Annotated in this window: 9 protein-coding genes and 2 pseudogenes; 10 read left to right on the top strand and 1 reads right to left on the bottom strand. The window is 61.4% G+C overall.

Features of this window, described 5'->3' with window-relative positions:
* From ACF8RA_RS25525 to ACF8RA_RS25500, 6 genes and pseudogenes are all read left to right on the top strand, one after another.
* Positions 1 to 144 (top strand): annotated as a pseudogene (locus ACF8RA_RS25525) (IS5/IS1182 family transposase); the annotation flags it as partial.
* 149 nt (positions 145 to 293) lie between these two features.
* A pseudogene (locus tag ACF8RA_RS25520) lies at positions 294 to 505 on the top strand (hypothetical protein); the annotation flags it as partial.
* A gap of 423 nt (positions 506 to 928) precedes the next feature.
* Entirely contained in the window at positions 929 to 1,753 is an 825-nt protein-coding gene (locus tag ACF8RA_RS25515) for a nuclear transport factor 2 family protein (protein WP_021781797.1), read from the top strand.
* Between the two features lie 64 nt (positions 1,754 to 1,817).
* Positions 1,818 to 3,224, top strand: coding sequence for an FAD-binding oxidoreductase (locus ACF8RA_RS25510; protein ID WP_209967899.1), 1,407 nt, complete (start codon positions 1,818 to 1,820; stop codon positions 3,222 to 3,224).
* A gap of 33 nt (positions 3,225 to 3,257) precedes the next feature.
* Complete coding sequence (locus ACF8RA_RS25505) at positions 3,258 to 3,599, top strand: cupin domain-containing protein (RefSeq protein WP_014589771.1); 342 nt, start codon at positions 3,258 to 3,260, stop codon at positions 3,597 to 3,599.
* A 52-nt stretch (positions 3,600 to 3,651) separates the two neighbouring features.
* Positions 3,652 to 4,731 (top strand): polyamine ABC transporter substrate-binding protein, encoded by a 1,080-nt coding sequence (locus ACF8RA_RS25500; protein ID WP_176683806.1) that lies wholly within the window; start codon positions 3,652 to 3,654, stop codon positions 4,729 to 4,731.
* A gap of 33 nt (positions 4,732 to 4,764) precedes the next feature.
* Here the strand turns inward: ACF8RA_RS25500 and ACF8RA_RS25495 are convergent, their stop codons facing one another.
* Positions 4,765 to 6,348, bottom strand: a complete 1,584-nt coding sequence (locus ACF8RA_RS25495) for a peptide chain release factor 3 (RefSeq protein WP_021781794.1) — start codon at positions 6,346 to 6,348, stop codon at positions 4,765 to 4,767.
* Between the two features lie 557 nt (positions 6,349 to 6,905).
* On the opposite strand from ACF8RA_RS25495, the gene ACF8RA_RS25490 reads away from it, so the two are divergent.
* Genes ACF8RA_RS25490 through ACF8RA_RS25475 form a run of 4 tightly spaced genes read left to right on the top strand, consistent with a single transcriptional unit; the run spans position 6,906 to position 10,351 of the window.
* Entirely contained in the window at positions 6,906 to 7,619 is a 714-nt protein-coding gene (locus ACF8RA_RS25490; RefSeq protein WP_176685717.1) for an ABC transporter permease, read from the top strand.
* A 13-nt stretch (positions 7,620 to 7,632) separates the two neighbouring features.
* Complete coding sequence (locus ACF8RA_RS25485; RefSeq protein WP_392461905.1) at positions 7,633 to 8,547, top strand: glycine betaine ABC transporter substrate-binding protein; 915 nt, start codon at positions 7,633 to 7,635, stop codon at positions 8,545 to 8,547.
* Positions 8,544 to 9,197: an ABC transporter permease gene (locus tag ACF8RA_RS25480; protein WP_028697400.1), complete on the top strand. Its 654-nt coding sequence runs from the start codon at positions 8,544 to 8,546 to the stop codon at positions 9,195 to 9,197. The genes ACF8RA_RS25485 and ACF8RA_RS25480 overlap by 4 nt, the downstream gene beginning before the upstream one ends.
* Positions 9,194 to 10,351: an ABC transporter ATP-binding protein gene (locus tag ACF8RA_RS25475; RefSeq protein ID WP_339444670.1), complete on the top strand. Its 1,158-nt coding sequence runs from the start codon at positions 9,194 to 9,196 to the stop codon at positions 10,349 to 10,351. Before ACF8RA_RS25480 ends, ACF8RA_RS25475 begins: the two co-directional genes overlap by 4 nt.
* The last annotated feature ends 133 nt before the right edge of the window (positions 10,352 to 10,484 follow it).

Here is a 10,484-nt window from a genome sequence, read left to right as displayed (position 1 = left end):
ATCAAACGCCAGTTCGGCTATGTAAAGACTCGTTTTCGCGGCTTGGCCAAGAACACGGCGCAACTGACCACGCTGTTTGCCCTGTCGAATCTGTGGATGGTGCGCCGGCAATTATTGCCTGCTGCGGGAGAGGTGCGCCCGTGAGTCCAGATAACCAAGGCTTTGCCTTGGTTATCCAATAATCAGCGACTGAAAAGCGGGCTTTTCGGCATCCCTAAGCCGCCCATTTCCGACTGATGAGCAACTTGTTCGGAGTTTCCCTAGGTTGTGCTTAAGAGTATTGTATAAGTGCAGTCAGCTCGGAGGGCAGCCACTACACCCCCAAAACCGCGACAGCCTGTTCTTTCTCTTTTTCTACTTCGGTGAAGTACCGGACACCAACAGCGAAGTGCCGCTGCAATGAATCACCGACTGTACCCGCGTGCACCTGCACTACGACAACCCGCTGGGTCGCCTGACCGACATCAAGCGGGTGGTGAACAACAAAGCGGTGGAAACCCTCACCTAGTACCAGTTGCTGGCCAGATAACTGAGGGCTTTGCCCAGGGCATTCTGCGACGTTACCTGTGGGTGCGGTTTTCTCCAAACCTACAAAATCTGGGGATTCGACTATGTTCGCGCCTGCCTACCTTGCACATGCCTTTTGTAGCGAAGAGTTGTAGCAAAAGGGCCGCAAAGAGCGGCCCCCAAAAATCTCAATGCATAAAGAACCAGATCAGAATGATCACCGGAATCGGCACCCCAATCATCCAAAGCAGTATCGAGCGCATGGCCTTTCTCCTTGTTCGATGGTGACAAGAAAGGTGCAGCCGCCATGCCAGTTGTATCAAAAAACTACATTCATAAAAATCAGAGACTTACCCTCCAAGCCGCCTGAGCAAACCGTGCAATATGCAGGATCCACGCCCTTGCACCTGGGTGTTCTGCAATGCACTATCCACCCATGATCGCCACCACCCTCCCCGACGGCCCCGAGCAAACCCCGCTTACCGCCGAAATCGTGCTGCGCTACCACCTCTGCTGGAAGCATCGCGACCTCGACGGTGTCATGGCGCTCTACCACCCCGATATCCAGTACCACGACTTCTTTCAGAACCGCGTGCTCGGCCATCAGGAACTGCGCGACTACGTACGCGCCTGCCTGCCCCATGAAGCGGGCGAGGACATCGTCCACAGCGACCGCATCCGCGTCGATGGCTGCACCGCATTCATCCAGTATCAGGTCACGGTGCAGGGCGGTGACGGCCTGGTTGCGTTCCAGTCCAGCGAGGCGATCACCGTCAGGGACGGGCTGATCTGGCGGGTCAACGAATACGCCACGCTGGTCCGCCAGAACGGCACAGGCCACGCCAACAGCGGCCCGCGCCCCGCCACCAGCCGCCTGGGCCTGTCGCCCCGGCAGTTGTCGACCATGGCCCAGGACCTGGAGCACTACTTCCAGCGTCAACGCCCCTACCTCGACCCGGAGCTCGACCTGCAACAGGTCGCCGACGCCAGCGGCTACAGCCGCAACCAGATTTCCTACCTGCTCAACCAGGTGCTGGGGCAGAGCTTCTACCGCTACGTCAACCAGGCACGCCTGCAGCACCTGATGGCCAGCCTCGGCGATGATAGCGTCGAGGCGACGATCGACGAGCTGGCCTTCAGTGCCGGCTTCAACTCGCTGTCGGCGTTCTACAAGTGCTTCCGTGAGCACACCGGGCTAACGCCCAAGGCCTACCTGAAGCAAATTTCCCTGCGTGCACGCACGTAAGACAGCTGCCCGCTGACACCACTACGATCGCCCACAGACCTTGACGGATGTGGAGCCGAACCCGATGCAACCCCTGCGCACGCTCAGCCTGTGGATGGACCAGCTCGACGAGCCGCTGTGCGCGCGCCCGGCACTGCGCAATGACCTCGACGTTGACGTGTGCATCATCGGTGCCGGCTATACCGGCCTTTGGACCGCGTACTACCTCAAGCGCCAGGCACCCCAGCTGAACATTGCGGTGATCGAAGCCCAAATCGCCGGCTTCGGCGCTTCCGGCCGTAATGGGGGCTGGCTGATGGGCAACCTGCTAGGCGAAGACCGCCTGCTCGGCACCCTCTCGCCGCAACAGCGCCGCGCCAGCATCGACCTGCTGCACGGCATCCCTGATGAAGTGCATCGCGTGTTGCAAAGCGAAGGCATCGACTGTGACTACCGCAAAGGCGGCGTGCTGTATTGCGCGGCGCGCTACCCCGAGCAGGAACGTAGCCTGCGCGCCTACCTCGACGACTTGTATCGCCAAGGCATGACCGAGGACGACTACCGCTGGCTGAGCCCCGAGCAGTTGGGGAGCCAACTGCGGGTCAGCAATGCGTTTGGAGCCATTTACAGCCCGCACACGGCGACCATCCAGCCAGCCAAGCTGGTGCGCGGCCTTGCCCGGGCAGTAGAGGCGCTGGGCGTATCGATCTACGAAAACACCCCGGCCATCGACTGGCAGCCGAGCGAGGTGCGTACCCCGCTGGCACAGATTCGCTGCCAGTGGATGGTGCCTGCCGTGGAGGGTTACGCCGCCAGCCTGCCGCCACTGGGCAAACATCAGTTGCCGGTACAGAGCCTGCTGGTGGCCACCGAGCCGCTGCCGGAGGCTACCTGGGAGCAGATTGGCCTGAGCCAGGGCCAAGCCTTCAGTGAAAGCAGCCGCCAGGTCACCTACGGCCAGCGCACCGCCGACAACCGCCTGGTCTTCGGTGCCCGCGGTGGCTACCGCTTCGGTGGGCGTCTGCGCGAAAACTTCAACCTCGACGAACACGAAGTCGAACTGCGCCGCTACCTGTTCGGCGAACTGTTCCCGCAGCTCAAACAGGTACGCATCACTCATACCTGGGGCGGCAACCTCGGCATGGCGCGACGCTTCCGCCCACACATGCTCTGCGACCGCCAGCGCGGCATCGCCCTTGCCGGCGGCTACGGCGGCGAAGGCGTCGGGGCTACCAACCTGGGCGGACGCACCCTGGCGGCGCTGATCCTCAACCAGCACAACGAACTGACAGCACAACCCTGGGTGCTCGACAACCGCCCGCTATCCAGCCTGGCCAGCTGGCCCCCCGAGCCCTGCCGCTGGCTGGGCTACAACGCGATCATCCAGAGCTTCGTCCACGAGGACCGGACCCTCGCCAACCCCGCCAGCGCGCCGTGGAGGCGGCGCCTGGCCATATCGCTTGCGGACTTCATGGAAGGCTTCATGCACTGACTTCCCTTAACACTCGTACAGGATCCACCGGTCATGAGCATCACCCAGTTCAAGAACACCGAATTTGCCGTGCTCGACAGCTCCAACCCGGTCGCGGTACCGCTCGGCGAACCCGTGGCAGTCACGTCAGTCACCTGCGTGGAGCGCAGCGATGGCGTTGAAACCGGCATCTGGGAATGCACCCCAGGGCGCTGGCGGCGGCAGATCGTGCAACAGGAGTTCTGCCATTTCATCAAGGGCCGCTGCACGTTCACCCCCGACGGTGGCGAGCCTCTGGTCATAGAAGCCGGAGACGCATTGATGCTACCGGCCAACAGCACCGGCACCTGGGACATCCAGGAGACCGTGCGCAAGACCTACGTGCTTGTTTTCTGATCCGCTGATCGCCTGCCTTCGATAACAACAGACAAAGCAAGGTAAACCCGACATGCGCACCTTCCTCCTCGCCCCCCTGATGCTGGCCGCCAGCGTAGCCAGCGCCACTGAAACGGTGAAGATCTACAACTGGTCCAGCTACGTGGCCCCCGATACGTTGAAGCACTTCCAGCAAGCCAGCGGCATCGTGCCGACTTATGACGTGTACGACAGCAATGAAACCCTCGATGGCAAGCTGATGACCGGCAATTCCGGCTACGACGTGGTGTTCCCCTCCAACCACTTCATGGCCCGGCAGATTCAGGGCAAGGCTCTGAAGCGCCTGGACAAGTCACAGTTACCCAACTGGCACAACCTCAACCCGATGCTGCTCAAGGCGCTGGAGGTGAACGACCCGGGCAACCAGTACGGTTTCCCGTACCTTTGGGGCAGTACCGGCATTGGCTACAACATCGACAAGGTCAAGGCAGTGCTCGGCGACAACGCGCCGGTGGACTCCTGGGACCTGATCTTCAAGCCCGAGTACATGAGCAAGCTGAAAAGCTGTGGGGTCGCGGTGCTGGACAATGGCCCCGAACTGCTGCCGATCGCCCTGCACTACCTGGGCTTGCCCCATCACAGCCAAGACCCCAAGGACTACGAGAAGGCCAAGGAACTGCTGATGAAGGTGCGGCCGTACATCAGCTATTTCCACTCGTCCAAGTACACGGGCGACCTGGCCAACGGCGATATCTGCGTAGTGGTGGGGTTCTCAGGGGATGTGCTTCAGGCGAAGAACCGCGCCGATGAGGCGAACAATGGCGTGAAGGTGGGCTATTCGATACCCAAGGAGGGTGCGCCGATGTGGTTCGACATGGTCGCCATGCCCGTCGATGCGCCGGATGAAAAGGCCGGATATGCCTACATGAACTACCTGCTGCAGCCGGAAGTGATGGCCAACATCAGCAACCATGTGCAATACGCGAACGGCAACCTCAAGGCAGACGGGCTGGTGGACCCGGCGATGAAGGGTAATACGATGATTTACCCGAGCGACGAGGTGATGGGCAAGCTGTATGCGCTGGAGGCGATGCCGGCGAAGATCGACCGTATTCGTACGCGAATCTGGACCAGTATCAAAGCCGGAAATTGAAATGGGGCCGCCTAGCGGCCCCGATTTCAGGCCTTAATGGTGCTCGCGGGTAGCGCGGAACTTGATGTCCGGCCAGCGCTCTTCCATCAGCGCCAGGTTGACCCGGGTTGGCGCCAGGTAGGTCAGGTGACCGCCGCCGTCGATGGCCAGGTTTTCCATGGCCTTGGTCTGGAATTCCTCGAGCTTCTTCTTGTCATCGCAGCTGATCCAGCGCGCGGACCAGACGGTGATAGGCTCGTAGGCGCACTCGACCTTGTACTCTTCCTTCAGACGGCTGGCGACCACGTCGAACTGCAGCACGCCGACCGCACCCAGGATGATGTCGTTGCTGCGCTCAGGGAAGAACACCTGAGTAGCACCTTCTTCGGCCAGCTGCTGCAGGCCTTGACGCAGTTGCTTGGATTTCAGCGGGTCTTTCAGGCGTACGCGGCGGAACAGCTCCGGCGCGAAGTGCGGAATACCGGTGAAGCCCAGCGCCTCACCTTCGGTGAAGGTGTCGCCGATCTGGATGGTGCCGTGGTTGTGCAGGCCGATGATGTCACCGGCAAAGGCCTCTTCCAGCTGCTCACGCTCGGAGGAGAAGAACGTCAGCGCATCGCCGATACGCAGGTCTTTGTTCAAGCGCACATGGCGCATTTTCATGCCTTTCTCGTACTTGCCCGAGCAGATGCGCATGAAGGCGATACGGTCGCGGTGTTTCGGGTCCATGTTCGCCTGGATCTTGAACACGAAACCGGTGAACTTCTCTTCCACAGGCTCCACGGTACGCTCGTTGGCCACACGGCCAAGCGGACGCGGCGCCCAGTCGACCACGGCGTCGAGCACGTGGTCGACACCGAAGTTGCCCAGCGCAGTACCGAAGAACACCGGGGTCAGCTGACCGTTGATGAACTCTTCCTGGTTGAACTCGTGGCAGGCGCCCTGCACCAGCTCCAGTTGCTCGACGAACGCGTCGTACTGGTCGCCCAGGTGTGCGCGGGCTTCGTCCGAGTCCAGTTTCTGGATGATCTTGGCTTCGGTGCGCTCGTGGCCGTGGCCCGGGGTGTAGACGATGATGTAGTCGCCAGTGAGGTGGTACACACCCTTGAAGTCACGGTAGCAACCGATTGGCCAGGTGATTGGCGCGGCCTTGATCTTCAGAACGGCTTCGATCTCGTCGAGCAGTTCGATCGGGTCGCGGATATCACGGTCGAGTTTGTTGATGAAGCTGACGATTGGCGTGTCGCGCAGCCGGCACACGTCCATCAGGGCGATGGTACGCGGCTCTACACCTTTACCGCCATCGAGCACCATCAGCGCCGAGTCCACCGCGGTCAGGGTGCGGTAGGTGTCTTCGGAGAAGTCTTCGTGGCCCGGGGTGTCGAGCAGGTTGATCATGTGCTCGCGATACGGGAACTGCATCACCGAGGTGGTGATGGAGATGCCGCGCTGCTTCTCCATTTCCATCCAGTCGGAGGTGGCGTGGCGGTCGGACTTGCGCGACTTCACGGTACCGGCGACGGCAATGGCCTTGCCCATCAGCAGCAGCTTCTCGGTGATGGTGGTCTTACCGGCGTCGGGGTGGGAAATGATTGCGAAAGTGCGGCGCTTCGCGACTTCGGCGGCCTGGTTGGTCATGGGAAATCGCCTGACTGGGGGATTTGAAAGGGGCAGTATCATACCTGAAGTTGGGCCTGGACCAAAATCTGCCGAATGAATGGCGCCTGTGCCGGCCTCTTCGCGGGTAAACCCGCTCCCACAGGTACGACACAGGATTCGAATGCGGTGCAGTCTGTGTAGGAGCGGGTTTACCCGCGAAGAGGCCGGCACAGACAAAAGAAATCCAACAGGCAATCGCTTTATCACGACAAATGACCAAAGCGCAGTTATTTCAACGCCTGCAGCACATTAAGTCGCTGTTTTTTCTCGCCAAAAATCCTGCCCCCCAGTGATTAACGCTGGCCAAATGCTGCCTCAGATGGGAACCTTGACACCCATGGAGACGTCCACTCCCCTGCAAACCGCTTCGGTTGGGGACTGGTTTCATCAGCATTTTCGGGCCCGACGGGGTTCGGCTCATGGCCTGATCGCAGCCCTCGGCTTGCATCACGCTGCTACTCGCGAACACACCACCCGCCGCCAGAATTGACCGGCAACCAAGAAGTGTGCTCGCCGACTACACAAGGAGTCCACCTGTGGCAAAACGCTACGGTTCGGGGCTGTTGGGATGGGCCGCCGTGCTCGTCATCCTGGCCCTGCTGGTCCACTGGATCGGCATCGACACGATCGCGCGTTATCGCGACGATCTTGGGTTCTACCTGCAAGCGCACCTGGTATTGGTGCTGGCTTCGATGGCGGCGGCGCTGGCCGTGGGCATCCCCGCCGGCATTGCGTTAAGTCGACCGCACCGGGTCGACAAAGCCGAGCGCTTCATGCAGTTCTTCAACGTTGGCAACACCATCCCCCCTCTGGCCGTTCTGGCCATCGCCCTCAGTATCCTGGGCATCGGAGCCGGGCCTGCGATCTTCGCGCTATTCCTCGCCTCCCTCCTGCCGATTGTGCGCAACACCTACGAAGGCCTGAAAAACGTCCCTGCTTCGCTCAAGGAAGCCGCCACCGGCATTGGCATGACCCCGCGCCAGCAACTCTGGCAGGTGGAGCTGCCCAACGCCGTGCCGATCATCGTCGGCGGCGTACGCGTGGCCCTGGCACTGAATGTGGGTACCGCACCGCTGGCGTTCCTGATCGGCGCCAACAGCCTGGGTAGCCTGATCTTCCCCGGCATCGCCCTGAACAACCAGCCACAACTGCTGCTGGGTGCCGCCTGCACCGCGCTGCTGGCACTGGTGCTGGATGCGGCGGTGAGTTTCTCCAGCAAGCGCTGGCTGGAACGCGGCCTGGTCCAATAAGGATAGGAAACGTATGAAGAAGAGAATCGCCTTGCTACTGGGCGCGGCCTTGCTGTTCGCAGGATTTGCCCAGGCAGCTGAAAAACCGCTGATCCGCATCGGCGCGCGGGTGTTCACCGAACAGACCGTGCTCGCCGAAATCACCGCGCAATACCTGCGCGCCAACGGCTTCGATGTGCGTGTCATCGGCGGGCTTGGCAGCAACCTCGCACGCCAGGCCCAGGAAACCGGCCAGCTCGACCTGATGTGGGAATACACCGGTGTGTCGCTGGTGTCGTACAACCACATCGAAGAGCGTATGCCCAGCGCCGAGGCAACCTACGCCAAGGTCAAGGAGCTGGATGCCAAAAAAGACCTGATCTGGCTGACCCCGTCGAAATTCAGCAACACCTATGCCCTCGGCTTGCCGAAGCAGGTCGCCGAGGCCTACCCGCAGATCAACTCGATCAGCGACCTCAACCAGGTGCTGCGCGACGAGAGCAAGCGTAATCACCTGGTGGCCCTGGACACCGAGTTCGCCAACCGCCCCGACGGCCTGGTAGGCCTGCGCGAAATGTATGGCCTGCCGCTGGGCCGGCGCAACATCCGCCAGATGGACGCCGGGCTGGTGTACACCGCCATGCGCAACAATCAGGTGTTCGCCGGCCTGGTGTATACCACCGACGGCCGCCTGGACGCTTTCGACCTCAAGCTGCTGGAAGACGACAAACACTACTTCCCCGACTACACCGCCGCGCCGGTGATACGCAAAGCCACGCTCGACGCCAACCCGCAGCTGGCTGGCCTGCTCAAGCCGCTGGCCGAGCAACTGGATGACCAAACCATGCGCCAGCTCAACGCCAAGGTCGATGTCGAGCACCAGAACCCCACTGCCGTGGCCGCGGACTTCCTGCGCAAACACCCACTGAACAGCGAGGGCCAGCCATGAACCTGATCGATACCTTCAGCCACCTGGACTGGGCCCAGGTGCTGCACCTGACCTGGCAGCACATCATGCTGGTCGGCGTTGCCGTGGGCCTGGCGATTCTGGTCGGGGTGCCGCTGGGCATCCTGATGACTCGTTTTCCGGCCCTCGCAGGCCCGCTGCAGGCCAGCGCCACAGTGCTGCTGACCATCCCCTCGATTGCCCTGTTCGGCCTGCTGTTGCCGTTCTACTCCAAGTTCGGCCAGGGCCTGGGGCCGTTGCCAGCGATCACTGCGGTGTTCCTGTACTCGCTGCTGCCGATCCTGCGCAACACCTACCTGGCCCTGACCAATGTCGAGCCCGGCATCCGTGAAGCCGCACGCGGTATAGGCATGACCTTCGGCCAGCGCCTGCGCATGGTCGAACTGCCCATCGCCGTACCGGTCATCCTCGCCGGTGTACGCACCGCCGTGGTCATGAACATCGGTGTCATGACCATTGCTGCCACCATCGGCGCCGGCGGCCTGGGTGTGCTCATCCTCACCTCCATCAGCCGCAGCGACATGTCGATGCTGCTGATCGGCGCCTTGCTGGTGAGCCTGCTGGCAATCATCGCCGACCTGCTGCTGCAAACCCTGCAACGTGCCCTGACTCCAGAAGGACTGCGCTCATGATCGAACTGAAGAACCTCAGCAAAACCTTCAACGTCAACGGCAAGGACGTCAAAGCCGTCGACTCGGTAAGCCTCACTGTCAACGAAGGGGAAATCTGCGTGTTCCTCGGCCCGTCGGGCTGCGGCAAGAGCACCACGCTGAAAATGATCAACCGCCTGATCACGCCCACCTCGGGCCAGGTGTTCATCGATGGCGAAGACACCACCGGGCTGGACGAAGTCACCCTGCGCCGGCACATCGGCTATGTGATCCAGCAGATCGGTTTGTTCCCCAACATGACCATCGAAGAGAACATCACCGTGGTCCCACGCCTGCTTGGCTGGGACAAGCAGAAATGCCACGAGCGTGCTCGCGAGCTGATGCACATGATCAAGCTCGAACCCAAGCAGTACCTGCAACGCTACCCGCGCGAGCTGTCCGGCGGCCAGCAACAGCGTATCGGCGTGATTCGTGCCCTGGCAGCAGATGCACCCGTGCTGTTGATGGACGAACCGTTCGGCGCGGTCGACCCGATCAACCGCGAGATGATCCAGAACGAGTTCTTCGAAATGCAGCGGGCGCTGAACAAGACGGTGATCATGGTCAGCCACGACATCGACGAAGCGATCAAACTGGGCGACAAGATTGCCATCTTCCGTGCCGGCAAGCTGTTGCAACTGGACCATCCGGACACCTTGCTAGCCCATCCGGCGGATGATTTCGTCAGCAACTTCGTGGGCCAGGACAGCACGCTCAAACGCCTGCTGCTGGTGCGTGCCGAGGATGCCGCAGACAACGCGCCATCGGTGAGCCCGCAAACGCCTGTGAGCGATGCGCTGGAGCTGCTCGACGAGCATGACCGCCGCTACGTGGTGGTGACCGATGCACAGAACAAGGCGCTGGGCTATGTGCGCCGACGCGACATGCACCGCCAGCAAGGGACGTGTGGCGATTTCCTGCGACCGTTCAATGCCACGGCGGCGCACGATGAGCATTTGCGCATCCTGTTGTCGCGCATGTACGAGTTCAACCGGGCATGGTTGCCGGTGCTGGATGCCGAGCAGGTGTTCTTGGGCGAGGTGACGCAGGAGTCGATTGCGGCGTACCTGAGCTCAGGGCGATCGCGGGGGGCGAAGACCAGTATCGTTTCGCCAGCTGAGGCCGTTGCTTCGTAAACGTCGGGGGCGCTTTGCGCGCCTTCGCGGGTAAACCTACAGCGGCCTGCGCCCAACCACCGATGTGTGTCCACCACCGATCATGTGTAGGAGCGGGTTCACCCGCGAATACGGTAGCGGCGGCAACGGTGAA

It is taken from the genome of Pseudomonas sp. FYR_5 (assembly GCF_043106315.1).
Taxonomy (GTDB): domain Bacteria; phylum Pseudomonadota; class Gammaproteobacteria; order Pseudomonadales; family Pseudomonadaceae; genus Aquipseudomonas; species Aquipseudomonas putida_Y.
The sequence above is the reverse complement of the archived record's forward strand: the minus strand, read 5'-3'. Positions and strand labels throughout refer to the sequence as shown.

Coding starts and splice junctions, on each gene's coding strand:
- ACF8RA_RS25515 (WP_021781797.1), top strand. CDS start 929: ATGCACTATCCACCCATGATCGCCACCACCCTCCCCGACGGCCCCGAG.
- ACF8RA_RS25510 (WP_209967899.1), top strand. CDS start 1,818: ATGCAACCCCTGCGCACGCTCAGCCTGTGGATGGACCAGCTCGACGAG.
- ACF8RA_RS25505 (WP_014589771.1), top strand. CDS start 3,258: ATGAGCATCACCCAGTTCAAGAACACCGAATTTGCCGTGCTCGACAGC.
- ACF8RA_RS25500 (WP_176683806.1), top strand. CDS start 3,652: ATGCGCACCTTCCTCCTCGCCCCCCTGATGCTGGCCGCCAGCGTAGCC.
- ACF8RA_RS25495 (WP_021781794.1), bottom strand. CDS start 6,348: ATGACCAACCAGGCCGCCGAAGTCGCGAAGCGCCGCACTTTCGCAATC.
- ACF8RA_RS25485 (WP_392461905.1), top strand. CDS start 7,633: ATGAAGAAGAGAATCGCCTTGCTACTGGGCGCGGCCTTGCTGTTCGCA.
- ACF8RA_RS25480 (WP_028697400.1), top strand. CDS start 8,544: ATGAACCTGATCGATACCTTCAGCCACCTGGACTGGGCCCAGGTGCTG.
- ACF8RA_RS25475 (WP_339444670.1), top strand. CDS start 9,194: ATGATCGAACTGAAGAACCTCAGCAAAACCTTCAACGTCAACGGCAAG.